Annotated in this window: 26 protein-coding genes; 11 read left to right on the top strand and 15 right to left on the bottom strand. The window is 69.5% G+C overall.

Annotated features, from left to right (window positions below; all coding sequences use genetic code 11):
* Position 1: 1 nt before the first annotated feature.
* Together AB0I04_RS34130 and AB0I04_RS34135 are read right to left on the bottom strand one after the other, a co-directional pair.
* Positions 2 to 1,282, bottom strand: coding sequence for a DUF6596 domain-containing protein (locus AB0I04_RS34130; RefSeq protein WP_360893988.1), 1,281 nt, complete (start codon positions 1,280 to 1,282; stop codon positions 2 to 4).
* A gap of 16 nt (positions 1,283 to 1,298) precedes the next feature.
* Positions 1,299 to 1,661, bottom strand: coding sequence for a YciI family protein (locus AB0I04_RS34135; RefSeq protein ID WP_360893991.1), 363 nt, complete (start codon positions 1,659 to 1,661; stop codon positions 1,299 to 1,301).
* Positions 1,662 to 1,874: 213 nt separating this feature from the next.
* On the opposite strand from AB0I04_RS34135, the gene AB0I04_RS34140 reads away from it, so the two are divergent.
* The gene (locus tag AB0I04_RS34140) at positions 1,875 to 2,342 is read left to right on the top strand and encodes a DUF6069 family protein (RefSeq protein ID WP_360893994.1); all 468 of its coding nucleotides are present in this window, start codon (positions 1,875 to 1,877) and stop codon (positions 2,340 to 2,342) included.
* A 46-nt stretch (positions 2,343 to 2,388) separates the two neighbouring features.
* Here the strand turns inward: AB0I04_RS34140 and AB0I04_RS34145 are convergent, their stop codons facing one another.
* A complete protein-coding gene (locus tag AB0I04_RS34145; RefSeq protein WP_360893997.1) occupies positions 2,389 to 4,026 on the bottom strand; it encodes an AMP-binding protein in 1,638 nt (545 codons plus the stop codon).
* A gap of 106 nt (positions 4,027 to 4,132) precedes the next feature.
* Here AB0I04_RS34145 and AB0I04_RS34150 point away from each other — a divergent pair, with 106 nt between their 5' ends.
* Complete coding sequence (locus AB0I04_RS34150; protein ID WP_360894000.1) at positions 4,133 to 4,987, top strand: LuxR C-terminal-related transcriptional regulator; 855 nt, start codon at positions 4,133 to 4,135, stop codon at positions 4,985 to 4,987.
* A gap of 108 nt (positions 4,988 to 5,095) precedes the next feature.
* Here the strand turns inward: AB0I04_RS34150 and AB0I04_RS34155 are convergent, their stop codons facing one another.
* Positions 5,096 to 6,304: a hypothetical protein gene (locus AB0I04_RS34155; protein WP_360894003.1), complete on the bottom strand. Its 1,209-nt coding sequence runs from the start codon at positions 6,302 to 6,304 to the stop codon at positions 5,096 to 5,098.
* Between the two features lie 449 nt (positions 6,305 to 6,753).
* On the opposite strand from AB0I04_RS34155, the gene AB0I04_RS34160 reads away from it, so the two are divergent.
* The 3 genes from AB0I04_RS34160 to AB0I04_RS34170 all read left to right on the top strand — a co-directional run bounded on the left by AB0I04_RS34160 (position 6,754) and on the right by AB0I04_RS34170 (position 9,223).
* Complete coding sequence (locus tag AB0I04_RS34160; RefSeq protein WP_360894006.1) at positions 6,754 to 7,764, top strand: helix-turn-helix transcriptional regulator; 1,011 nt, start codon at positions 6,754 to 6,756, stop codon at positions 7,762 to 7,764.
* Between the two features lie 199 nt (positions 7,765 to 7,963).
* The gene (locus tag AB0I04_RS34165) at positions 7,964 to 8,461 is read left to right on the top strand and encodes a MarR family transcriptional regulator (protein WP_360894009.1); all 498 of its coding nucleotides are present in this window, start codon (positions 7,964 to 7,966) and stop codon (positions 8,459 to 8,461) included.
* Positions 8,462 to 8,557: 96 nt separating this feature from the next.
* The gene (locus AB0I04_RS34170) at positions 8,558 to 9,223 is read left to right on the top strand and encodes an NAD(P)H-binding protein (protein ID WP_360894012.1); all 666 of its coding nucleotides are present in this window, start codon (positions 8,558 to 8,560) and stop codon (positions 9,221 to 9,223) included.
* Between the two features lie 299 nt (positions 9,224 to 9,522).
* On the opposite strand, the gene AB0I04_RS34175 is transcribed toward AB0I04_RS34170, so the two are convergent.
* Genes AB0I04_RS34175 through AB0I04_RS34185 form a run of 3 tightly spaced genes read right to left on the bottom strand, consistent with a single transcriptional unit; the run spans position 9,523 to position 12,088 of the window.
* Positions 9,523 to 10,512, bottom strand: a complete 990-nt coding sequence (locus AB0I04_RS34175) for a haloalkane dehalogenase (protein WP_360894015.1) — start codon at positions 10,510 to 10,512, stop codon at positions 9,523 to 9,525.
* 37 nt (positions 10,513 to 10,549) lie between these two features.
* Positions 10,550 to 11,404, bottom strand: a complete 855-nt coding sequence (locus tag AB0I04_RS34180; protein WP_360894018.1) for an NAD(P)H-binding protein — start codon at positions 11,402 to 11,404, stop codon at positions 10,550 to 10,552.
* 36 nt (positions 11,405 to 11,440) lie between these two features.
* Positions 11,441 to 12,088 (bottom strand): hemerythrin domain-containing protein, encoded by a 648-nt coding sequence (locus AB0I04_RS34185; RefSeq protein WP_360894021.1) that lies wholly within the window; start codon positions 12,086 to 12,088, stop codon positions 11,441 to 11,443.
* 151 nt (positions 12,089 to 12,239) lie between these two features.
* Between AB0I04_RS34185 and AB0I04_RS34190 the strand changes: the two genes are divergently transcribed.
* From AB0I04_RS34190 to AB0I04_RS34200, 3 genes are all read left to right on the top strand, one after another.
* Positions 12,240 to 12,878, top strand: a complete 639-nt coding sequence (locus AB0I04_RS34190) for a hypothetical protein (RefSeq protein ID WP_360894024.1) — start codon at positions 12,240 to 12,242, stop codon at positions 12,876 to 12,878.
* A gap of 90 nt (positions 12,879 to 12,968) precedes the next feature.
* Positions 12,969 to 13,229, top strand: coding sequence for a hypothetical protein (locus AB0I04_RS34195; protein WP_360894027.1), 261 nt, complete (start codon positions 12,969 to 12,971; stop codon positions 13,227 to 13,229).
* 508 nt (positions 13,230 to 13,737) lie between these two features.
* Complete coding sequence (locus tag AB0I04_RS34200; protein ID WP_360894030.1) at positions 13,738 to 13,929, top strand: hypothetical protein; 192 nt, start codon at positions 13,738 to 13,740, stop codon at positions 13,927 to 13,929.
* 140 nt (positions 13,930 to 14,069) lie between these two features.
* Here the strand turns inward: AB0I04_RS34200 and AB0I04_RS34205 are convergent, their stop codons facing one another.
* The 3 genes from AB0I04_RS34205 to AB0I04_RS34215 all read right to left on the bottom strand — a co-directional run bounded on the left by AB0I04_RS34205 (position 14,070) and on the right by AB0I04_RS34215 (position 15,751).
* Complete coding sequence (locus AB0I04_RS34205; protein WP_360894032.1) at positions 14,070 to 14,447, bottom strand: DUF6220 domain-containing protein; 378 nt, start codon at positions 14,445 to 14,447, stop codon at positions 14,070 to 14,072.
* 322 nt (positions 14,448 to 14,769) lie between these two features.
* Positions 14,770 to 15,030 (bottom strand): hypothetical protein, encoded by a 261-nt coding sequence (locus AB0I04_RS34210; RefSeq protein ID WP_360894035.1) that lies wholly within the window; start codon positions 15,028 to 15,030, stop codon positions 14,770 to 14,772.
* A 328-nt stretch (positions 15,031 to 15,358) separates the two neighbouring features.
* Positions 15,359 to 15,751 (bottom strand): hypothetical protein, encoded by a 393-nt coding sequence (locus AB0I04_RS34215; protein ID WP_360894037.1) that lies wholly within the window; start codon positions 15,749 to 15,751, stop codon positions 15,359 to 15,361.
* A 203-nt stretch (positions 15,752 to 15,954) separates the two neighbouring features.
* On the opposite strand from AB0I04_RS34215, the gene AB0I04_RS34220 reads away from it, so the two are divergent.
* A complete protein-coding gene (locus AB0I04_RS34220) occupies positions 15,955 to 16,389 on the top strand; it encodes a MarR family winged helix-turn-helix transcriptional regulator (RefSeq protein WP_360894040.1) in 435 nt (144 codons plus the stop codon).
* Entirely contained in the window at positions 16,386 to 16,724 is a 339-nt protein-coding gene (locus AB0I04_RS34225) for a nuclear transport factor 2 family protein (protein ID WP_360894043.1), read from the top strand. Before AB0I04_RS34220 ends, AB0I04_RS34225 begins: the two co-directional genes overlap by 4 nt.
* 104 nt (positions 16,725 to 16,828) lie before the next feature.
* Here the strand turns inward: AB0I04_RS34225 and AB0I04_RS34230 are convergent, their stop codons facing one another.
* Positions 16,829 to 16,975 (bottom strand): hypothetical protein, encoded by a 147-nt coding sequence (locus tag AB0I04_RS34230; protein ID WP_360894046.1) that lies wholly within the window; start codon positions 16,973 to 16,975, stop codon positions 16,829 to 16,831.
* On the opposite strand from AB0I04_RS34230, the gene AB0I04_RS34235 reads away from it, so the two are divergent.
* Positions 16,950 to 17,243 carry a hypothetical protein gene (locus AB0I04_RS34235; protein WP_360894049.1) on the top strand — a complete coding sequence of 98 codons (294 nt, stop codon included), beginning with the start codon at positions 16,950 to 16,952 and terminating at the stop codon, positions 17,241 to 17,243. The two genes, AB0I04_RS34230 and AB0I04_RS34235, sit on opposite strands and share 26 nt — an antisense overlap.
* A gap of 64 nt (positions 17,244 to 17,307) precedes the next feature.
* Here the strand turns inward: AB0I04_RS34235 and AB0I04_RS34240 are convergent, their stop codons facing one another.
* From AB0I04_RS34240 to AB0I04_RS34255, 4 genes are read right to left on the bottom strand one after another with little or no spacing between them, the layout of a single operon-like run.
* The gene (locus AB0I04_RS34240) at positions 17,308 to 18,429 is read right to left on the bottom strand and encodes a glycoside hydrolase family 76 protein (RefSeq protein WP_360894052.1); all 1,122 of its coding nucleotides are present in this window, start codon (positions 18,427 to 18,429) and stop codon (positions 17,308 to 17,310) included.
* A 3-nt stretch (positions 18,430 to 18,432) separates the two neighbouring features.
* Entirely contained in the window at positions 18,433 to 21,582 is a 3,150-nt protein-coding gene (locus tag AB0I04_RS34245; protein ID WP_360894055.1) for an alpha-mannosidase, read from the bottom strand.
* Positions 21,582 to 22,937 (bottom strand): 6-phospho-beta-glucosidase, encoded by a 1,356-nt coding sequence (locus AB0I04_RS34250; RefSeq protein WP_360894058.1) that lies wholly within the window; start codon positions 22,935 to 22,937, stop codon positions 21,582 to 21,584. Before AB0I04_RS34250 ends, AB0I04_RS34245 begins: the two co-directional genes overlap by 1 nt.
* Positions 22,934 to 23,686 carry a DeoR/GlpR family DNA-binding transcription regulator gene (locus AB0I04_RS34255; protein ID WP_360894060.1) on the bottom strand — a complete coding sequence of 251 codons (753 nt, stop codon included), beginning with the start codon at positions 23,684 to 23,686 and terminating at the stop codon, positions 22,934 to 22,936. The genes AB0I04_RS34250 and AB0I04_RS34255 overlap by 4 nt, the downstream gene beginning before the upstream one ends.
* Positions 23,687 to 23,790 lie beyond the last annotated feature (104 nt).

A 23,790-nucleotide genomic window follows, 5' to 3' on the forward strand; every position in this document is an offset into this window, starting at 1 on the left:
CTCATTGGTCCGTTGCCGGGTGTTCGCGCTGGGCGAGGGCGCGGTCGGCGAGGTACCGCCGTTCGGGGATGCTGGCCGTGCGCCGTGCGGCATCCAGGTAGTCGGACGCGGCGCCGTCGTGATCGCCGGCGAGTTCCCTGAGATGTGCCCGGGTGGCCAGGAGCCGATGGTTGCGCGCCATCCGGCTGTCGGACTCCAGGGAGGCGACCAGCTCCAGCCCTGCCCTCGGTCCGTGCACCATCGCGACCGCGACGGCCCGGTTCAGCGTCGTCATCGGATTCGGGGCGGTCTTCTCCAGCAGGTCGTACAGGCCGAGGATCTGTGGCCAGTCGGTGTCGTCCATCGTGGGCGCCTCATCGTGCACCGCCGCGATCGCCGCCTGCAGCTGGTAAGGCCCGACCGCGCCGCGGGGCAGCACCTCGGAGATCAATGCGACGCCCTCGGCGACCGAGGCCCGTGTCCAGCGTGTCCGGTCCTGCTCGGCCAGCGGGACCAGGGTGCCGTCGGGCAGTGTGCGGGCGGGGCGCCGAGCGTCGGTCAGCAGCATCAGGGCCAGGAGGCCGGCCGTCTCGCCGTCCTCGGGCAGCAGCCGGCGCAGTAGGCGTGTGAGGCGGATGGCCTCGTCCGACATGCTCGGTGCGGTCAGGTCCTCGCCCGAGGAGGCGGTGTACCCCTCATTGAAGATCAGGTAGAGGACGTGCCGCATCGCGCCCAGGCGTTCGCGGGCCTCGCCCTGCGGCATCTCGAACCGTATCCCGCGGGACTTGATCGTCGCCTTCGCGCGGCTGATGCGCTGCGCCATCGTCGCCTCGGGGACAAGGAAGGCCGCGGCGATCTGCGCCGTCGTCAGTCCGCCCACGGCGCGCAGCGTCAGAGCGATCTGGCTGGGCACGGACAGCGACGGGTGGCAGCACAGGAACAGCAGTTTCAGCGAATCCTCGCGGTCGGCTGCCGCCTCGCCGGGGTCCGCGATCGAATCCACGGGACGGGCGAGCAGCTCAGACTGCGGCGTCGCGGCGAAAATCGCGTCCTCGCGCCGGCGCCGTGAACTGTCGCTGCGGGACTCGTCGATCAGGACGCGGGACGCGACCGTCAGCAGCCAGCCGCGCGGGCTCTGCGGGATCCCGTCCTCGGGCCAGTGCCGCACGGCCTTGAGCAGCGCCTCCTGCGTGGCGTCCTCACAGGCGCCGAACTGGCCGTAGCGGCCGATGAGCGTGCCGAGGACCTGCGGCGCCAGTTCGCGCAGCAGGTCCTCGACGCGTCGCCGGACTGCGTCCGTCACCGGTTCGGCCCTGGCCTCAGGCGTCACTCGCGGACTCGTGCAGGATCGGCCAGACCTCGGTCGGGTTCTGGTCCGCCCACGGCATCGCCGCGGCGAGCTCGTGAGCCCGCTCCTCACTCTCGACGTCGACGAGGTAGAAGGAGGCCATGTACTCCTTCGTCTCCAGGTAGGGGCCGTCGCTGACGGCCGGGACCCCGTCCTTGCGCGTCACCAGCTTCGCGGCGGCGGCGTCGGCCAGCCCGTACCCGCCGAGCAGTTCCCCGGTCGCCGTGTACTTCTTGTTGTAGGCGTCCTGCTTGGCGATCTCGCGCGGCCAGTCCTCCGCGGGGATGCTGGACCACTTCTCCTGTTTGCCGTAGATCATGAGCAGGTACTTCATCGCGGTTCCTCTCTCCGATGGATCACAGCCCGGCGGGCCACCGTAAGCACGCCGGGCCAACGCGCTCTCACCGGAGGAACGAAGCTGCGTCCACGTTCTCGACATGCCCCTGCCGGACTTCTTCCTACCGATCCGCCGGGGTCCGTGTCGAGAAACGCAGATCCGCCCCGTTCTCCCTGAGAAGGCACCATCGGAGAATCCCGGAGGAACATCATGTCCACCACGCCCGCCTCCACGCCCACGTCCGCCGCGTCGTCCGCACCGTCGGCGTCGTTCCTGGCGCGCCGCCCCGTCTGGCAGGTCGGCTACCTGTCCGGCCTCGCCGCCGGCGTCGCCGTCGAGGCATGGGGACTGGCCACCCGAGCCGCCGGCGTGCCGATGAGGGCCGCCGGCCTCGGCTCGCACCACGCGACGCCGATCACCGTCGGCATGTTCGCGATGGGGACGATGGTCGTCACGTTCTGGTTCACGTTCGCCGTCATCCTCATGGCCCGCTTCGCGAAGAATCCCAAGCGCACCTACCTCCGCACGGCACTGCCACTGCTCGCACTCTCCCTCGCCGCGCCGCTCACAGCAGCGGACACGGTGATCTCGACGAAGCTCACGCTCGCCGCCGCACACCTGATCGCCGGTGCGATCATCATCCCGGCAGTCGCGAGGCGGCTGTCGCGCGAACGGTGAGCAGCGCGGTCATGGCTGTGCGTGCGCACCACGTCGGTGGCGATCGTCACGCATTCTTTCTGTTCGCGGCGTTGTGCAGGTCCAGCAGGTCGATGGCGCGTTCGCGCATCTCGCCTTTGCGGATCTTGCCAGTGACGGTCATGGGGAATTCGTCGACGATGTGGATGTAGCGGGGGATCTTGTAGTGGGCGAGCCGACCCGTGCAGTGGTCTCGGACGCGTTCGGCGGTGAGCGGTTCGGCGCCTGGGCGCATGATGATCCAGGCCATGAGCTCTTCGCCGTATTTGGGGTCGGGGACGCCGATGACCTGGACGTCGGCGATGTCGGGGTGGGTGTAGAGGTATTCCTCGATCTCGCGAGGGTAGATGTTCTCGCCGCCGCGGATGACCATGTCCTTGAGGCGGCCGACGATGTTGAGGTAGCCCTCGTCGTCCATGGTGGCCAGGTCGCCGGTGTGCATCCAGCGGGCCTGGTCGATGGCCTCGGCGGTCCTGTCCGGCTGGTCCCAGTAGCCGAGCATCACCGAGTAGCCGCGGGTGCACAGCTCGCCGGGCTCACCCCGGCGTACGACCAGGCCGGTGTCCGGGTGGACGATTTTCACCTCGAGGTGTGGCATGACCCGGCCGACCGTCTGGGTGCGGCGGGCCAGGCCGTCGTCGTGGCGGGTCATCGTGGAGACGGGGGAGGTCTCGGTCATGCCGTAGCAGATCGCTACCTCGCTCATGTGCATCTCGCTGACGACGCGCTTCATCACCTCGACCGGACAGGGCGATCCGGCCATGATTCCAGTGCGCAGGTCGGACAGGTCGAACTCGCCGAACCGCGGGTGGTCCAGTTCGGCGATGAACATGGTCGGCACGCCGTATAGGGAGGTGCATCGCTCGGCCTGCACCGCCGCCAGCGTGGCCTCGGGATCGAAGCCGGGTGCCGGGAGCACCACGCAGGCGCCATGTGAGGTGGCCGCGAGGTTGCCCATCACCATGCCGAAGCAGTGGTACAGCGGCACGGGCAGGCAGATCCGATCGTCTGCGGTGTAGCGGACACCTTCGGCGACGAAGTATCCATTGTTGAGGATGTTGTGGTGGGACAGCGTGGCGCCCTTGGGGAATCCGGTGGTGCCCGAGGTGTACTGAATGTTGATCGGGTCGTCGAATGCCAGCGCAGCCATCCGTTCGCGCAGTGCGGCGGGGTCGGTGCCGTGCCCGGCGGCGATCAGGTCGTCCCAGCCGGGCTCGCCGATGAACACCGCGCGTTCGAAGCCGACCTCGGCGAGCATGGCCCGATAGTCGCTGGTGCGGTACGCGACGGCGCTGATCAGCAGTCGCATGCCGGACTGGTGGACCACGTAGTCCAGCTCATGGGCGCGGTAGGCCGGGTTGACGTTGACCAGGATGGCGCCGATCTTCGCGGTGGCGTACTGGGTCAGCACCCATTCCGCGCAGTTGGGCGCCCAGATGCCGACTCGGTCGCCCTTGGCGATGCCCATGGCCAGCAACCCGAGGGCCACCTCGTCCACGGCTGCGTTGAATTCGGCGTAGGTCCAGCGCCTGCCGCCGGCCATGTCGACCAGCATCTCGCGGTCTGCGTACCTGGCCGCGGCGCGCTCGAGGTTCTCTCCGATCGTCTCGCCCACCAACGGCGCGGAGGAGACGCCGGACGCGTAGGAGAGCAGTGAGTCACCCATATCCCGAAGCATCGCCCCAGTACGGGGGAGGGGGCACCCCCGTTCGGGGGTGGTCGCAGCTCCCGGGCGATGCCATTCTGACGGCATGGCTGTGGCAAGGCCTCCGATGAGTACCGCGACGGTGCAGCGGGGAGCGCTGCTGCGCGCCGCCCTGAAGAGGATGTGCCGGGCGACCGGGCTGCCCGTCACCTTCGGTGGCGTGGTCTTGCCCGGAGGACGGAGCATGCCGCTCACCGAGTTCGTCGGGATCCGCACCGACGCGCTTTCCGGCCTGGTCATCGGCGCCGGCAACGGCTTGGGCGGACGGGTGCTGGTCACTGCCAGGCCGGGCAGCGTCAACGACTATGCCGCCGACTCGAAGATCAGCCACGAGTACGACACGGCGGTGACCGCGGAAGGCCTGCGGGCGATCGCGGCGGTGCCCGTGATGGTCGGCGAGTCGGTGTTCGGGGTCCTGTACAGCGGTATCCGTGAGTCGCTGTCACTGGGCAACCGGGTTCTGGAGACGATGGACCAGACCGCCCGGCGTGTGGGCGTCCAGCTTGCCGTCGAAGCGCAGGTGGAACGGCGGCTGGTGGAGATCGAGACGGCCACGATCACTCGGGCCGCCCGCGCCGCGCCGTCCGCGCCGAAGTGGGAACAGGTCCGGGAGGCGCACGCAGAGCTGCGCTCGATCGCCCAGGAGATCACCGACCCGGTCCTGCGCGAGCGCATCCAGCGGGTTTGCGACCGTCTGACCCGATCCACCGACCGGCAGGCCCTCGAGAATCCGTTGTCGCCCCGCGAACTGGACGTGCTGGCCCTGGTCGCGGTGGGCTGCGGCAACGCCGAGGCCGCCCGGCGCTTGGGCCTGCGGCCGGAGACGGTCAAGAGCTATCTGAGCAACGCGATGCACAAGCTCGGCGCGCACAGCCGGATGGATGCGGTGATCGCGGCCAGACGCATCGGCGTCCTTCCGTGATGATCAATGGCAGGCGATGGGGCGGCGACGCCGTCTCATCGCCTGCCGAGCTTTTTCCGGTCCGGTTATCGACCAGCGTTCACGTCACATCATCGACCCGAAGAAATGTCAGTCGTCGTGGTGGTCGTGGTCGGAGTTGTGGTGGTCGTGGTCCGAGTGGTCGTGGCTGGAGCCGTGGTGGTCGTTCGAGTTCGAGTGCTCGTGGTCCGAGTGCTCGTGGTCGGAGTTGTGGTCGTCGCTGGAATGCGAGTGGTCGTGGCTGGAGCCGTGGTCGTCGCTGGAGCCCGAGTGGTCGTGGGAGGAACCGCCGTTGTTGCTGCTCGGCGCGGATGTCCGCGGAGCAGCGTTCGGGGTGTTCGAATCGGCTCCTGGCATCGTTGTGGGGCTGGTCGCCGGGCTCTGGGAACTCGGGCTCGACTGTCCCTGCCCGGTCGGGGCGGCGAGAGCAGATCCGACCGGGTAGACCAGATGAACAGCCGCCGATCTTGGAGGGCGGCCCAGTATCGGCGGACGTTCAGTGGGTGACCCCTTGGCAGGCGCGTCGTCATGGCGACTTCTCGATGAGTCCACCGCCTTGGGCGGGTCACCGGGTAGGTCGTGCCTGCCCGGGCTCCTCACAGGCCAATGAGGTCGGCCGTGTCCGGGACGCTCCTCGGGAGCTCTCGGAACGTCGCCCGGCGGCTCGGCGACCGGGACAAGCGGGGAGGACAGGAGATCGATGGCCCTCTGAAGGGTGTCTTTCTGGTCGGCCAGGGAGCCCTTCTGCGTATCGAGCTCCCGGGCGGCGGCGACGAGACCCGGCGACCGACCGCCATCGGCGACATGATGCAGCGCGGCGTCCGCCGCGTTCGTCGCCTTCAACTGTTTACCGGTTGCGGCGATCGCGGCGGCGAGCTGGCGCTTCGCGGACTTGGCGCCGGTGCCCTTCATTAGGGAGCGTGCACGCTGCAGCAGACCGGCCTCACGTTGTTCGAGTGCGTGGATGGCCAGCAGCACTTTGGGAGTCCGCTTGCCAGGCGGCAGCGCGAACAATTCCCGAAGCGACGACTGGACGCGTGACAGTTGCTTCAGCGTGACGACGAGAGAGGTGTCCGCCACCGGCTTGACCGCCGGGATCTTCGAACCGGCGCCACCGGTCACATCGACGCCGGCGCGTACGGGCTGGGGGCTCACGCTGGGACGCGCGATGGGCGTAGTGGAGTGTTGGCCGGTAAAACGGGCGACTCCAACTGCGGATCCGGAGATGAACACGACTCCGCCGACCAGCGCCGCCCCCAGCGGGGCGCGCCGCCCTTGCCGGGTGACTTTTTGCTCCATGTCATCCGATTTTCGGCTGATCGCCGCCTGAGGTGCGGAGACAGCGGAGGCCCGACGCAATCGACGTGCCGCATGCCGGTGGGCACGAGAGCAGTACAGCCGCGTCACCCCGTCCTCGGCCGGTATGACCGGTTCCGTGCACCCCGGCAACGCACACGGTCGGTCAGGCAGCACCTTCGAATCCTTGTCAGCCATGAGCACACCCACCCCAGTTCCGCAGCAATGGCCGGAAATCCCTGCCCTCGGTCAGGCCGACGGCTTCGGGGCCCGAAGAGGACCGGCCGAGCCGCCAAGGAATCCGTGTCACCGCCGCGTCGGTCGCGCGGTGACGTCTTGCGACACCAGAGAAGACGGCCATAGGTTGATGACCAAGCGATGCCCGCGGTTAACAATCAATCCGGGACATATGGCATCAATAGCCCGTGCAGGTTTGGAGGGTCATCGCCCCGATGGGAAGACCCGAGCGGCCGCTGGACCCGACGCAGGGACCGCTGGCCGACTTCGCCCACGACCTACGCGCCCTCCGGCATAAGGCGGGGACACCGAACTATCGGCAAATGGCCGCCGAGGCCCACTTCTCCGCCACCGCGCTCTCCCGGGCGGCCTCCGGAAAGGCGTTGCCGTCACTCGAGGTCACCCTCGCCTTCGTGGCCGCGTGCGGCGGGGACACCCGGGCGTGGAAGGACCGCTGGCACGCTGTACGCGCGGAGTTGAGGGGCGAGGCGGCGGAGGCCGAAGCACGTGAGCTGACCGAAGCGCCACCGGCATCCGCCGCCGATCCCGTTCCCGCTTCTTTGTCCGCTTCCCCCTCCCGGCTCGCCCCCGATTCCGGGCCGGCGTCCGCTCTTGACCGCGCTCGCGGTAGGCGACGGCTGTGGGTCGCTGCGGCCGTCGTGATCGGGCTCGCCGCCACCGGCGGCGCGGCCGCAGCCCTGCTACCGGCCGCATCGACTGCGGCGCACCCGGCGCATCGGCTCGCCGCGCACGCGGCGCGTCGGCCCGCCGCGTCCCCCGCACGGACAATGGCCGCGGCCGACGCGCGGGACGACGACAATAAGGGCCGCCCGCGCCCCGTACTCCGCGAAGGCGTCGTGACGCTGCGTACGAACCAGATCATCGACTTCGACGACCGGTCATGGCCGACCGCCGAGGCGTCCAGGGGCAACCCGTACGACCTTGAGTTCACCTCGGACAAGCGCACGCTCGACAGCATCGGCAGCGACGACATCACCATCCTGCCGCCCGGCAGCCACGGCACGCGCGCGGAATGCGGAGCACAGCAGAACTACAGCGAACCGGTCACCCCCGCCCTGGACCGGCCCGGCACCTTTTTCTGCCTCATCACGGACACTCGCCGCTACGTGCTCTGCCGGATCGCCGCCGTCACGCGAGACGCCTCCGGTCGCCCGGCCGAGGTGCGCCTGTACGCCGTCATCTGGGAGCCAAGGGAAGCGGACTGACCCGTCGGAACCCGGCGCCTCGATGACCTCTTGGGCACCGGGGTTGCCGCCGCGGGTTTCCTGGCGCTCGGCGCCCGCCTCTTCGCCAGGAGGCACGCATGAACGCGTCGAGGTGGCTCGGTCTGTGACGCGGCGCTACCATTGTCGGGAGTCCATCAAATACGTGTCACGTATTGTATCTGGTTAGGAGCGTATGGCCATGGCGTCGACGACGCGTCAGGACGCCGGGTCTGCGCGGGATCGGCGGCGTACGACTGCCGCGATCAAGGAGTCTCTGCGTGAGTTGGTCGTTCAGCTGTCGTTGCTCAACCACCAGATCTGCGACCACGTCGATTTGAAGGACGTCGATCTGTACTGTGTCGATCTGCTCAACCGGCACGGGCCGATGAGTCCCAGCGTCCTTGCTCGCCGCGCCGGCCTGCATCCGGCCACGATGACCGGCATTCTGGATCGTCTTCAGCGTGGCGGCTGGGCCGTTCGTCAGCGTGACCCGGATGCCGTCGACCGACGTGCCGTCACCGTGTACCCCCTGCGCGACCGTAACTCCGAGTTGTATGAGCTCTACTCCGGGATGAGTGCCTCGATGGACGGGATCTGTGCGGAGTACGGCGACGGCGAGCTCCAGACGCTCGCCGACTTTCTGCGGCGCACGATCGACGCCGGGCAGCACGCGACCGAGCAACTGGCCGGCGACTGACCCGCCGGGAGCGTCGTCGCAGGTGGGAAGGCGGCTTGGCGTAATATAGTATGGAAACGATAATGCATGTATTCCATATTGTTTTCGGAGCCGCCGGTGAGACTCACGATCTTCGCGGCGACCGGCGGTATCGGCCGCCAACTCGTCAGACAGGCGGTCGCGGCCGGGCACGACGTCACCGCGGTCGTACGGAACCCGCAGGCGCTGACCGCGGACGTACGTAAAGTCACCGCCGACCTGGCGTCACCCGACCCGGCGGCGCTCAGGTCCGCCGTCCGCGGAACCGACGCCGTGCTATCCGGCCTCGGCCCCCGAGGTAAGGGCGAATTCGGTATCGCGTCTCGGGGCACCGAGGCGATCATCGAGGCGATGAAGGCGACGGACGTACGCCGCATCGTCGTCATCAGCGTCGCGGGCATCTCGACGATCCCGACACCCGGCCGTCCGAATCCCCCCAAGCGCGACCCGGGAATGGGCTGGTTCATGCGGAACGTGCTCAGTCCGATGGCGAAGGCGAGACTCGGACGGCACTATGCCGACGTCGCACTGATGGAGGATCTCCTGCGCGACAGCGGATTGGACTGGACCGCCGTAGGAGTACCGCTCCTGACCGACAAGCCGCCGACCGGCACCTACCGGACGGCTTACGGGCAGAGCGTTCGCGGTGGCAACCGCATCACCCGCGCCGACGCCGCGCATTTCATGCTCCGCGCGATCGAACGGCCCGAGACCATCGGGAAGTCCATCGCCATCGCCAACTGACCGATCCGGAGCGACCAATGTCCATCTTCGCCAAGCGCCGGAAGGTCCGGCTCTCGCATCACCGTATGGCCGACAGTCCGCACGGGCCGCTACGGATCAGTCATGACCGCTGGCCATCGGCCAGGCCATGGTGGTCGCCTTCGGGGCAGGCGCCCCCGGTGCTCTGGCTGCGCTCGCCTTCTTCTGGCTCGAATGGATCAGTTGGTGAGGTCGGCACCCGGCGGGCCCCATGCGGAGGCCGGCAGGGGGCGAAGACGCCCTTCGCGCCCTGCCCTGACCCGCCGGCCCGCTGTCTTCGTTCAGCGCGTCGAGTCGATGAAGCCGTCGATGACGGCGGCGAGGTGTGGGCCCTGGTCCTCCTGGACGAAGTGGCCGGCGTTCGTGATGGTGGTGTGCGCCTGTCCCGCCGCGCCGGGGATGCGCGAGCGGAAGATCCGGTTGCCGTCTCCGACGCCGTAGTCGTTGTCGCTGAAGGCGCACATGAACGGGGTCTTCAGGGTTTCGAGCACGGTCCATGCCGTGCGGTTCGCCGGTGCCGCCTCGTCGAAGGGAACGATGGGGACGAGCAGCGGGAACTGCCGGGCGCCCTGAAGGTAGGACTCGTCGGGGAACGGCGCGACGTACGCCGCGCGTACCGCCGGGTCGAGTTCGCTCACGGTGCCCCGGTCGACGACCTCTCCGGGGTCGAACGGGTTCGCGCGCTGGCTGAGCTGCAGCCACGTGGCGAACGCGCCGCCGAGATTCTGGTCCCCGGTGGGAAAGGAGGTGTTGGTCGCCACGACACGGCGGAACCGGTCCGGGCTCGTGGCCAGTAGGCGCAGCCCCAGGAGGCCGCCCCAGTCGTGGCAGACCATGGTCACGTCGCGCAGGCCGAGGCGGTCGAACACCGTCTCCCGCAGCCAGTCGACGTGTCTCTGGTAGGTGTAGGCGAACCGGTCGGCGGGCTTGTCGGACCTGCCGAATCCGACGAGGTCGGGGGCGACGCAGCGGTGCCCGGCCGCGACCAGCGGCGGGATGACGTGCCGGTAGAGGTAGCTCCACGACGGTTCGCCGTGCAGCAGCAGGACCGTCTCACCGGACGCCTTCGCCGGGTCGGCCGGCCGTTCGTCGATGTAGTGGACGCGTAGCCGGGTACCGGCGCCGTCGCCGGCGTCGATCTCGACGTAGTGCGGCGTGAACGGGTAGTCGGACAGGTCCTGAAACCGCTCCTCCGGGGTACGCAGTACGGTCATGCCTTCGACCGGGGCGGGGCGCGTGGACGCGCCGTCGTGAGTGTCGGTGCCCGCCATCGTGTTCTCCTTCATATCTCCGGTCGCCGGGGCGCCGTCAGCCTCGGAAGGCGGCGGCATGGTCGGCGACCCACTCGGCGTAGGTCCGTGCGGGGCGGCCGAGGATCTTCTCCACCTCGTCGGTGACGACCTCGGTCGGCCCGGAGCCTCGGGCGTACCGGGCCATCAGCGCCTCGACGAAGGGTTTCGGGAGGCCGCGCTGGGACAGGTTCCGCGCGAACGCCTCCGCGGGGACCTCTTCGTAGCGCAACGGCCTGCCGATCACCTCGCCGATGACGGTCACGAGCTGCTCATGGGACAGGGACTGCGGGCCGGTGAGCCGCAGTCTCCGGCCCGCCAGGCCGCCGTCCAGCAGCGCGCGGGCGCCGACCGCCGCGACGTCCCGTTCGTGGATGAGCGGTTCGGCGAAGCCCGCGTACGGGCCTCGGACGACGTCGCCCGCGCGGATCTGAGGCGCCCAGGTGCGGAGCGTGTTGACGGCGAAGGAGGCGGGCCGCAGGCTGACCCACTCCAGTCCGCTCGCGACGGCTGCGTCCTCGGCCTCCTTGTTCCGGTCACCCTGGAAGCGGGACGGCTGTTCGGCCGGGTCGTCGTCGACGTTGATGGCCGAGAGCGCCACCACCCGTTCGACGCCTCGCTCCCGGGCGAGCGCCAGCAGGTCTCCGGCGGTCTGCCCGGCGGCCCGCGGGTGCAGGAACACGGCGGTGACGCCGTCCAGGAACGCGGCGATCGTGTCGGGCCGCGACGGGTCGCCCGTGACGACCTCGACGCCGGCGGGGAGACCGGCGACCTCCGGATCGCGGGTGACGGCGCGGACCTTGGCGCCCGCGCCGGCGAGCAGCTCGAGCAGGGGGCGGCCGATGGTGCCGGTCGCTCCGGTTACCAGGATCATGATCGGACCCTTCTGTGAGAGGACGTGGGTCGGAGGTCAGGCCGTCGCCGCGTTCCACCGTGGTGTGCGGGCGTAGACCGGCCGCCACCTCGCCCGGTAGAGCAGCCGGGCGGGCATGGGAAGTTCGCCGAGTACTCGCCGGGTGAGCTCGGCCGACGCGTCGTCGAGCAACCAGGGGAGGAACTCGGCGGCGCCTTTCAGGCCCTGCCGCTTCCTGATCGCGGCCCCGAACGCCTGCCAGCCCTCGGCCCCGAGATACGTCTCGACGAGCGGCAGGGCCTCGGCCTCCTCGTGCTCCATGTGCGCGGCCAGCGTCGAGGCGAGCTCGTCGGCGCCGGCCGTCGGCTCATCGGCGGCCAGCGCGGCGTCGACCTGGGAGAGCAGCGGGTCAATGAGGGCGTGCTCCGCCTCCATCGCGTCCAGCAACTCGACCTCGGCCGGCCGGCGCACCCGGGCGCGCAGCGGCGGCCAGAGCGCCTCGTCCTCGACGGTGTGGTGGATGTGCAGTTGGTGCTTGAAGGTCTCCCACCCGGTGCGCACCGCCGGGTCACCGGCTCGGCCGGCCCGGATCGCAGTGGACAGACGGCGCAGGTCGCGGGTGAACGCGTCGTGGCCGGCGTACATGAAGGTGAAATCGACCTCGCCTTGCCGTGGGCGTCGACGCCCGGTGTCGTTACTGGTCATCGGAGCTCCTTGTGCCTGTTCGCGGGGGTCGTCCAGCCACGGCCGCGACGTGCTCACGCCTCGGCCGTGCTTCCGGCGTATGCCGGGCGCGGCTTCCCAACGACCAACATACATGGATTTCATATCATATGAAACTCGTAGTTTCTGGCCGGTGGAAGCTGTGGTCATGGGATTCGCTGCTGATGAGGCTTCACGAAAGGCGGGCTATCGGCGGTCGGCGGGGTCGCCGCGCGGCGAGGCCAGACGCCGGGACCTGCTCGACCGGGTCACCGAGGACGTCGCCGTCAACGGGCTCGTGGACTTCTCGCTGCGGCGCGCGGCACGGGCGGCCGGCACGACGCACAAGGTGCTGCTCTACCACTTCGAAGGCGCCGAGGACCTGCTCAGGCAGACGGTGTTCAGGTTGCGCGAGAGGCAAATCGAGAACGCGATGGATGCGGCCCGCGAGGCCTCGGGCCAGGCGACCCTGGCGGCCCGGATCCGGACCGTATGGCTCACCCTGGTGGAAGAGGAGTCACGCCTGCGGCGGGTGCTCGATCAGGCCATCGGCCTGGCGATGTACGACCCCGACCGCCACTCGGAACTGGCCCGGGAAGCGTCGCGGCAGTATCTGCCCGTGCTGGAGTCGCTCTGTCCGGAGCGCTGGCCCGATCGGCGCAGGCGAGAGGTCTCCCAGATGATCCTCGCGACGCTCCGCGGCTTCCTGCTGGAGCGGTTGACCACCGGGGACGCCGCGGGGTTCGAGGCGTTGATCCGCATGCTGGAACGGGAAGAGGCGGCCGCCGGATAGCCGCGGCCCGCCCGGACGCCGGTGCCCGTGGACGCAATGTGAACCATTTGGTTCACTTAAGTCCGGCAACTCAGTCCATCGTCGGTCGGGGTGCGGGTTTCAGCGCAGTTGGAGAAGGCCCGTTTCGTCAGCGGCGGCGTCGAGTGCGCCGCCTGGCACTATCCGGGAACCAACGGCGCCTGCGTGATCATGGGTGCGGGCGGTGCGGTGACCAAGGAGCCACGTCACGCAGCCGCAGGCATCCTCGGCCAGGTCCGGGATGTCGAGGTGATCTTCGTACTCCGTCGGGGCGGCGCGGCGGTGTTCGGCTCGCGGGGGCGTGGCCGGATGTGCGCCATGGGCCAACCGTGATCAGCCGAATCCGCGCCGGGGATCTCGGCGAACACGTGCGCCCGGAGCATGGTCACGGTGCTGAGATCGCAGGCACCGACCGGCCGGGAAGCCGAAGGCGGAAAAGACAATGAGAAGAGCCGTCGAAAGACGAGTCCGAGTGTTCGCAAATCCGAGGTCGAACGGGCGCACTTGACGACATACTATGGAATATATAAATTATGGATCTCATAGCGAGAGGGGGCGAGTCGTATGCGTGAGTCCGCGATCTGGTTCCCCGTGTGATCGGGTGCCGATAAGGCGGCGGTGAGTTGCAGGTGAGACGACCCGCCGACGGAAGATGAGGTGGCGATGATGCTCCTGCGCCACCTCATCTCTTATTGCGGGACGCTCGCGCACGGACCGGTATTCCCGTTGACTCGGCTATGCGTCACGCCATCGCGGCCCGGTGCGGAAATCCGACGCGCGACCGCTCTCATCCGTCGCGCCACCGCGTCGGCCGTGTTGAGTTCGACGACCTCATCAGACGATGCCGCACCTTCATAGGGGCATCGCGCTGTTCATCCTCGGCTCGCTGCTCGGCGGATGCGCGATCTCGGCTGCCTCGTTGCTGGCAGCCGGTGCCGTGCAGGGTACGGGCGCCGCCCTCGGCGCGCCGAGCGGACTGGCTCTCATCGCCACCAATTTCCCCCAGAGAGCCGCGAGCGGAACCGTGCGATGAGCGTCTTCTCGGCCGGGCTCGTCCTCGGCGGCGCCATCATCGAGGGTTCTCCTGGCGCTGGGTTCTGTTCCTCAACGTACCGGTCGAGCGCTAGCCTGCGCTCTCACGCGGACGGCGGGTGACTTGCTCCTGTGCCGCGGTCAGATCGCGCCTGACTTGGACGCCTGCGGACGGCGCCGCCGCCCGGGAAAGGCGACGTGGGCGTCCAGTATGAGGATCAGCACACCGGTGAGCACGTGAAGCGAGCCCACCCATGGGGCATGGTCCGTCCCCGTCGTGGCGAGCGCATGCTGGACGGGCCCTACGAGGAGGGCGAGCAGGAGCGACTCCCCGACGACCATTCGACCGGACCGGGTTACCAGCGCGACGATCAACATGAGCACCGTCAAAGCGACGATCACCAGCGCGAACCTATCGTGCAGCGTGAAGTTCGAGTCCTTGAACGTCCCGCCATGGGCGGTGTCAAAGGTACCGAGCCCTGCCAGGATGAACTGGACGAAGATAGCGAGGAGCGTCACCTGTCCGATGACTCGAACGGCATGTGACGCGACTGGTGCATGAGCTTCCAGTGCCTGATCGTTCTGTGTCATTGTGTCTCCAAAGAGGTAATGCGCCGGGTTCCGGGGGAAGGCTCGGAGCAGCCGGCCCGGGCTCTGAACAACGGATGGCCGATCGCACCGGCATCATCGAAGGCGCCTGCCGCCATCTAATCGGCGACCGCCTCGGCTCTGCGCACCCCTGAAAACGAGCTACACCCTTTCGTAGCGCCTCAGATAGCGGATATCACCGGTCGACACGTCACTGCCGGTCACCTCCTTGGAGGCCTCCTGCGCGGCCAGGCTACTCGAGGATGTAAAGGTCGTAGCCGAAGGCATCGACGTGACCGTTGTACTCGTACGTGCACTTGTACCTCCAGCCCTCCCGCTCATATTCCTGGCCGGCGTCGATGCAGTCCGATTGGCGATCCCAGTACTCGACGTAGGTCCATGAGACCTGTGCGGCCGCGCCCCTCTGCGGAATGGCCGCATGGGCCGGCGCGCTCATCCCGACAGCCGCACCGGCGGCGATCCCGACACTGACAACTGCTGCGCGTAGGCGCATCTGCGTTCCCTTCTGCCATGACGCACGAGAAACATATCATATGGATCTCAGATTATAAGTGAACGAGAAGGCTCGATGTCATCCGATCGTTGCCCTCGCCACGGACGTGCTCTAGCAGGGCTCACCGGAACCTCGGCTCCCGGGCGGCCCGCCGATCAGCGAGGCTGAGTGGGCCGAGCGGATCCCGGGAGTGGTGCCTGCGGGTGGCTGGGCAACGCCAGTGCCGTCCGTTGGAGGGCGCGGCGCCGTTATCGGTGTTCCGCAGCGTGGAGCAGCCGGCCACCTCGGCTGAGCCGGCGCGCCGGCACCGGGGGAGAGACCGTCAACCTCAATAGCCGGAGACGCGAGAGAGCCGGGACGCGTCGTCCTCCAGCCTGACCGGAGCCCGGTCGACGCATCCCAGGGCGACGACGCCGGCGGAGAGCAGCAGCATCGCCGTCACCCCCCAGACGCCGGACGCGTACGTGATCGACAGGCCGTCCCCGGCGTGGAACGGGTGGTTCGTCTCCATGTCTTTGAGCACCACCGTTCTGGCGGCGTACAGCGACGCGACCACGCCGAAAACGCCTGCCACCAGCGCCGCGATCCCGGCGGCATACCACAGCCGCGGTCGGCGCGTGACCATCACGAGGCCCAGGGCGACCAGGACGCCGAAGGCGACGTAGATCAGCACCGAGTCGCCCAGCCGGGAGAGCTCGTCGGATTGCCTCTCGAGAGTCATGCCCCCCCTCGAACGGCGAACCGAGGGCGGCCTGCGCGTACGCCCATGGGAGAAACAGCGACACGAGCGCGCACCCGAGGCCCAACAGCGTGGCGCCGACGGCGATCCTCCGCCAGAGGCGCACACCCACCGGAATTCGGGCCATCACGCGGCCATCCTCGAATCTCTTGAAGTCATCAAGAGTTGAGGATATAAAGTGAACCGTGCGTGAGGAGACGGCCGAGGACAGGTTCTTCCGTGAGCTTGGTGGCGCCTGCGCCGAGCTGCGGCAGGCGTTCGCGCGGCATGTGGGAATGAGCGCCCACCGGGTGCAGATGCTCGTCCGGCTGTGGCGTGCAGGTGAGACCAGCCACAGCGACCTGCGTCAGGTGCTGGGGATCGACGGTGCGAGCGTCACCCGGCTGGTCAAGGAGCTGGAGGCCGAAGGGCTGGCCGGCCGTCGCCTCGACCCCGCGGACAACCGTTACACCCTGGCCGCGCTGACCCCCGCCGGCGAGCGGGTCGCGGGCGACTTGGAGCGATTGCACCAGGCGTACCAGGAACGGCTGCTCGACGGTGTCACCGCACACGAGCAAGAGATCGTGCGACGTGTCCTACGACGTGTCCGCGCGAACGTGACCGAACAGGAGAGACCATGACGGATGACGTGCGCGCCACAGTCAGGCGTTTGTATGCGGCGTTCAACGCCTATGACCACGGTGCAACGAAAGACATCTTCACGGCGGACTTCTACAGCCACCCCCTAGGCATCACCGGGCCGGAAAGCGTCACCCGGTCGTGGCAACGGTTCCACGAGGCGTTCCCCGACGCCCAGGTCGTCGTCGAGGACATGGTCGTCGAGGGCGACACGGTCGCCGTCCGCACGAGCGTGCGCGGCGTTCCCGGACAGGAGCCGACCATGCTGGAGATGTTCCGGATGCGCAACGGGCGCATCGCGGAACTGTGGGGTCTCTCCTCGCTGCAGCGGACCTGAAGTTCAGTTCCCTGGTCGCAGATCCTCATTCTCGTTGGGCTGGGGTTAGTGCGATCTCGTTCGGTCCTCCGGAGCACGGGGCCGGTTCGTTCGCCGGTCGGCTGTTACCTGTGCAGGTCGGCGAGGATCGCATCGAGCATGCCGTTCAGGTGGGCGCCGACCAGTTGTCCGGCCGGGGTTACCTCATAGGAGCTGGACAGGGGCGGGCCGGAGAAGGTGCGGCGGGTGACGAGCCCGGCGTGTCGCGACACCGTTCGGGTCCTGCGGGCGGCCGCGGCGGATACCGGATTCCTGCTCGCCGCGGCCGACCGGCTGCCGGACTTCGCTCGCCCTGCCCTGGTGGTCTGGGCGAGCGAGGACCGTGTGATGCCGTCCGAGCACGGCCGCCGCCTCGCCGGAGTCCTCCCTCGGGGACGGCTGGTCGAGGTGGCGGACGGCTACACCCTCATCCCCCTCGACCAGCCGGCGAGACTCGCACAGACCATCCGCGAGTTCACCCACGCGCCGCTCATCCGATAGGCACTCCGCGGGCCGTGGGCGCCCCGACCGTGATCAGCCGGATCCGCCTCCGGGCAGAGTCGTCTTACAGGACGGCGGTGAGCAGGCTCACGGCCGACTCCTGACGGGCGATGCTCGCCTGGTCGAACGGCCCGGCCCAGTACAGCCCGTACTGTTCGGAGCCGTTCCGGTCGTGGTCGTACGCCGACCGGGCCTGGGTGAGCAGGTAGCCGCGGTAGGGGTGGGCCGGCGTGACCTTGTTGAGTTCGGCGAGGTCGCGGGCGAAGACGCCCTTGAACGCGGACTGGTCGGAGTTGCAGGTGCCGGCCGGCTCGCAGGGCTCCGTCAGGATGCCGCCCGGGGACAGGTCGGGGCTGGTGATGACGGCGTGGGCGATCCGGCCGGCGGCGGTGAGCAGGTTCGCGTCATGGGTGGCGCGGTACAGCTCGGTGAGACCGCCGAGGACGACGCCCTGGTTGTACGTCCAGGTGGTGCCGCCGTTACTGGCGCAGCTCCCGCTCTGGGTCTGCAGGCCGTCGTTGACGAGGTGCCCGCTGTTGATCATCCCGGTCTGGGCGAACCAGCGCCATTCCTGGAGCGCGTGGGACAGGTAGGTCCGGTCGCCGGGGATGCGGTTGTGCAGGGACGCGGTGAGCTGGAGGTACAGCTCGTTGCTGATGGCGTTCTTGTAGGTCTTGCCGGGAAGGTCCCACCAGATGCCGCCGCCGCAGGTGCCGTCCCAGTACTGGCGCATGTACGCCTCATCGGTCTTGGCGATGTCGAGGTACCGTCGGTCGTGGGTGAGGTCGTACATGCGGACCATGGCCAGCGCCCACCAGCCGGTGTCGTCGGTGGAGTCCGCGCGGAACTCCCCGCCGCCCTGAGGCCACCAGGGCAGGGGCTTGCGCTGGAGTTCGACGGTGTTCAGCACCTGCGGCATGTACTGCGTCGAGCGCGTCTTCACCATGTAGTCGAGAAGCGCCTGCAGCGCGTTGCCCGACTGCCACCACGGCGCGTCGGAGTCCCAGCGGCCGGTGGACGCGTCGTAGAAGCCCATCATCGCGGACACGGCCGCGGTGGCCCGGGAGCGCGCCGTCGACGTTCCGCCCGTCGAGGCCCGGGCGGGCAGGGTCACGGTCAGCGCCATGACGACGGCCGCGACGAGGCAGATCAGACCCCTGCTCGCGTTACGCCTGCGTTCGGTCATCTTTCACTCTCCAAGGGAGGGGGCCGGGCCCACCGGCCTGCGCAGCCGCAGGGTGAGCACCTGGAACGGGCGGAGCGTGAGCGGAATCGCGCCGTCCTCGGCGGTCGTGACCGAGCCGGGGAGCGGCCGCTCCAGCAGGTCGGTGACCGCCACGCCGGCGACCGGGAACGACGCGCGCAGGTGAGTGCTCGCCCGGCCGCCCAGCGACTCGTACAGCCGGACGACCACGTCGCCGGACCGGTCGTCGGCGAGCTTGACCGCCTCGACCGCGACGGCGTCCCCGTCGACCCGCACGAGCGGCTCCGGGGGAGCGCCGGTGCCGGTGGTGACGCGCAGCGGCAGGTTCAGGGCGTACCCGCCGCTCACGGCGTCGGCCACGGTCGCGCCGGGCAGCAGCGTGTACGTCATCCGGTGCCGTCCCTGGTCGGCGTCGGGGTCGGGGCAGCGCGGCGCGCGGACGAGGCTGAGCCGGGCGGTCGTGGTCGTGCCGCCGTCGGGCCGGGTGGCGCGGGTGACGTCGTGTCCGTACGTGGAGTCGTTCAGCAACGCGACGCCGTACCCGGATTCGGCGACGTGGAGCCAGCGGTGCCCGGCGACCTCGAACCGTGCGGCGTCCCAGCTGGTGTTGGTGTGCGTGGGCCGGAACACGTGCCCGAACTGGATCTCGGCGGCGGAGCGGTCCGCGTGCACGTCGAGCGGGAACGCCGCCTTGAGGATCTTCTCCCGCTCGTGCCAGTCGATCTCGGTGTCGATCCGCACGTCAGGGCTTCCCGCGGTGACGGTGACGGTCTGCGTCACCGCCGACGTGCCGAAGCTCCGCGTGACCCGTACGGCGGCGACCAGTGGTCCCCGCTCCACGACCATGACGGCGTCCGCGCCGGTCAGGTCGGTGTGCCGCCGCCGGTAGTGGCGGTCGATGTCCCAGGCGTCCCAGTGGTTCGGCAGGTCGGTGTGCAGTTGCAGCAGGTTGCCGCGGGCGCCGGGAGCGAGCACCTCGCGGTCGGCCGTCAGGTCGTACACCGAGGTGAGCAGGCCGTCCTCGTCGATCGCCACCCTGATCAGGCCGTTGTCGAGCACGTGCCCGCCGCCGGAGGCGGACACCGTGACCGGCGCGGGCGCCGATACGGCGCCGACCCGCGCGATGCCCGAGGCCGGGACCGCGGTGAAGACGGCCGCCGACCCATCGGCCAGGACCTGCGCGTCCGGGCCGGTGGCGAGGGCGGCCGGAACGGTCACCACCTCGGCGCGGTCGCGCGGGCTCGTGTTGAACACCCATCCGCCCAACTCGCCGTCGGACGGTTCCTCTCTGGCCACGGCTGCCACGGCGTCCTGGATGATCGTTTCGAGGTCGGCGCGGACCCGCGCGTACGTGGCCTCCGCCTCGCGGTGCACCCAGGCGATCGAGCTGCCCGGCAGGATGTCGTGGAACTGGTTCAGCAGCACGATCTTCCACAGCCGGTCGAGCTCGTCGTACGGGTAGGGCGACCCGGCGATGATCGCGGCGGTCGCCGACCACAGCTCCGCCTCCCGGAGCAGGTGCTCGCTGCGCCGGTTGCCGGCCTTGGTCCGGGCCTGGCTGGTGTACGTGGCGCGGTGCAGTTCCAGGTACAGCTCGCCGGACCAGACGGGCGCGTCGGGGTACTCGGCGCGGGCGGCGGCGAAGAAGTCGTTCGGGTCCTCGATCACGACCTTCGGAGAGCCTTCGAGGTCGCGCAGCCGCCTGGCCTTCTCCAGCATCTCCCGGGTCGGGCCGCCCCCGCCGTCGCCGTGCCCGAAGGGCAGCAGCGACCGCGTGCCGCCGCCCTTGTCGGCGTAGTTGCGCACGGCGTGCGCCAGCTCCTTGGCCTCGAACGTGCCGTTGTACGTATCGGCGGGCGGGAAGTGGGTGAAGATCCGGGTGCCGTCGATGCCCTCCCACCAGAACGTGTGGTGCGGGAACTTGTTGGTCTGGTTCCAGGAGATCTTCTGGGTGAGGAACCACTCGTTGCCGGCGAGCACGGACAGCTGCGGGTACGCCGCGGTGTAGCCGAACGAGTCGGGCAGCCACACGCCCCGGGTCTCCACGCCGAACTCCTCGAGGAAGAACCGCTTGCCGTGGATCAGCTGGCGGGCCAGGGCCTCACCGCCGGGCAGATTGCCGTCGGCCTCGACCCACATGCCGCCGACCGGCACCCACTGGCCGGCCTTGATCGCCTCCCGGATGCGCTGGAAGACCTCCGGGTGGTGCTCCTTGACCCAGGCGTACTGCTGGGCCTGGGAGCAGGAGAACACGAACTCCGGGTAGTCACGCGCCAGCGCGGTGACGTTGGCGAAGGTCCGGCCGGTCTTGCGCCGGGTCTCCCGGATCGGCCACAGCCACGCGCTGTCGATGTGCGCGTGCCCGGTCCCCGAGACGGTGTGCGCGCTCGCGTGCGCGGGCCGGGCCAGCGCGTCCGCCAGGTGGGTACGGGCGCGGGCCGCCGTGCCGGCGACGTCGTGGATGTCGAGTTCGTCCAGCATCCGCTCGAGGGCGCGCAGGATCTCGTGGCGGCGCGGGTCGTCGGTGGACAGTTCGCGCATGAGCCCGGCCAGGACCTCGGTGTCGATCCGCAGGTGCCAGACGTCCTCGTCGAGGACGGCCAGGTCGGCGGCGGTGAACCGGTAGAGCGGATCGGTCCCGGCGGTGGCCTTGTCGCCCAGCGGCGTGGGGGTGAAGCCGTTCGCCAGGATGTCGGGGTTGGCGGCCATCTCCAGCAGGAGACCGGCCTGCTCGCCGTCGGACGCCGAGGCGGCGACCGGGACGTACTGGTTCATCGGCTCGAGGCCCTTGATCGGCCGGCCCGTCAGGTCGTACACCAGCGCCTCGGCCTGGTTGCCGGGCCAGTCGCCGACGAACCCGAGGTCGAAGACCGCCTCCACGCGGCGCCCCGCCCATTCGGGCGGCACGGTGCCGGTGGCGCGCAGCCAGCTGGTGGACCAGGGCCGGCCCCACCGGGTGCCGGCCTGGAACGGAGCGTACGTCGCGGTGAGGGCCTCGGCGACCGGCACCGGCTCGTCCGGGACGTGCCAGATCTCCAGCGTCATCGGCAGCCGGGCGGCGTACGTGGCGGGGACGATGCGTTCGCGGAGGACGCGGTCGATCCGGTCCTCGACCTGCCGGCGGTCGTCGTGCATCAGCGGGCTCCCGTCGAGCGCAGGTAGGCGAGTTGCGGGAAGTGGGCTTCGTAGCGCTCCAGCAGCCGGCGGGCGACGGCGACGGAGTCGACGAGCGGGTGGGTCGCCAGGGCGCGCAGCGCGGCCGAGCGCGACCCGGTGGTCGCGGCCTCCAGCATCGCGCGTTCGACCGCCTTCACCGAGGTGACCAGGCCGAGCTGGTGGTCGGCGAGGGGCGCGCAGGCGACGGGGCGGGCGCCGTTGGCGTCGACGAGGCAGGGCACCTCGACCACGGCGTCGTCGTCGAGGCCGGGGAGGGCCCCGCGACCACGGACGTTGAGGATGAGCGTGGTGCGCTCGTCCTGCGCGATGGCGCGCATCAGCGCGAGCGCGACGTTCTCGTACCCGCCGGACTCCAGGTCGCACGACTCGCGCTCGCCCGCGCCCGCCGCCTCGCGGTTCTCGGCCATGTAGGTGGTCTCGCGGGCCATCCGGGTGGTCTCCCAGGCCTCCAGCGCGGAGCCGGGGGTGTCCGCGGTGCGGGCGTAGAAGTCGCGCTGCTGGTGCAGGACGAGGGCGCCACGGGTCTTGGGCGCCTCGCGGGCCGCGGCGACGGCGTCCCGGTCGAAGTAGTAATAGTGCAGGTACTCGTTGGGGACGGCGCCGATCGCGCGCAGCCACTCCCCGCCGAACAGCCGCCCCTCCTCGAAGGAGGCCAGCGCGGCGTCGTCGGCCAGGAGACTCGGGAGCACGTCGCGGCCGCCGACGCGGACCGCGCGCAGCCAGCCCAGGTGGTTCAGGCCCGCGTAGTCGAACCAGACGCTCTCCGGCTCGACGCCGAGCGCGGCGGCGACGCGGCGGCCGAGCCCGACCGGTGAGTCGCAGATGCCGATGACGCGGTCGCCGAGGTGGCGGGACATCGCCTCGGTGACGGTGCCGGCCGGGTTGGTGAAGTTGATGACCCAGGCGTCGGGTGCGCGTTCGGCGACGCGGCGGGCGATGTCGACCGCGACCGGAATCGTGCGCAGGCCGTACGCGATGCCGCCCGCGCCGACGGTCTCCTGGCCGAGCACGCCCTCCTCGAGCGCCAGCCGTTCGTCGGCGGCCCGGCCCGAGAGCCCGCCGACGCGGATGGCGGAGAACACGAAGTCCGCACCGGTCAGGGCCTCGTCGAGGTCGGTGGTGGCGGTGACGCGCGGCGGGTCGGAGAAGCCGGCGGCCTGTTCGGCGAGCACCCGGCCGATCACCGCGGTGCGCGACGGGTCGAGGTCGTGCAGGACGACGTCGGTGACGCGTCCCTTCCCCTCATCGGCCAGCAGCGCCCGGTAGACCAGCGGCACGCGGAACCCGCCGCCGCCGAGAATGGTCAGTCTCATATTTCGATCACCTCAACGTCGGCTTCGCGCAGGACGGCGGCCGTCGCCGGATCGGCGGGGGCGTTCGTCACCACGATGTCGAGGTCCGCGGGTCCGCAGACCTTGGCCATGCCCTTGCCGGGGAACTTGCCGACGTCGGCGACCAGGATGACCTGATCGCTCACCGAGAGCATGGCGCGCTTCACCGGGACCTCGATCACGGTGGTGTCCATGACGTGACCGGTCGGGCGTACGCCGCTGGCGCCCAGGATGAGCCGGTCGGCATGGAGTTGCCGGATGTTGTCCTCGGTCATGAATCCCACCAGCGACCGGTACTCCCGCCGGAGCATGCCGCCGAGCAGCATCAGCTGGATGTCCGGCTCGTCCTCCAGCTCTTCGGCGACGGCGAGGCTGCTGGTGATGACGGTGAGGGACCGGCCGCGCAGCTGACGGGCGACCCGGTGCGCGGTGGTGCCGATGTCGATCAGGACGGTCTCACCGTCCTTGATCAGTTCTGCGCAGCGTCTCGCGACCGCGTCCTTCTCTCCGGCGTGAACGGCGGCCACGTCGAGGAACGGATCGTCGCGGTCGTCGGTGGGCACCGCGCCGCCGTGGACACGCCTCAGCAGGCCGTCCTCGTCCAGTTGGACCAGGTCACGGCGGATGGTGGCCTGGCTGGTATCCAGCCGGGCGGCGAGATCCTCGACGGTGGCGGCGCCGTCTGTGCGCAGGATGCGCAGGATCAGCTCGTGCCGTTGATCCCTAAGCATGAGAGCACTGTAGTGCGTACTCGCGCAAAAGTGAAAATTTTCATTCAAACTCTTGCGCGTTTGTGCGCAGTTCGCCACGATGCTGCGTATTCGCAACCCCGTAC

Source organism: Actinoallomurus sp. NPDC050550, assembly GCF_040655075.1.
In the GTDB taxonomy this organism is placed as follows: Bacteria; Actinomycetota; Actinomycetes; order Streptosporangiales; family Streptosporangiaceae; genus Actinoallomurus.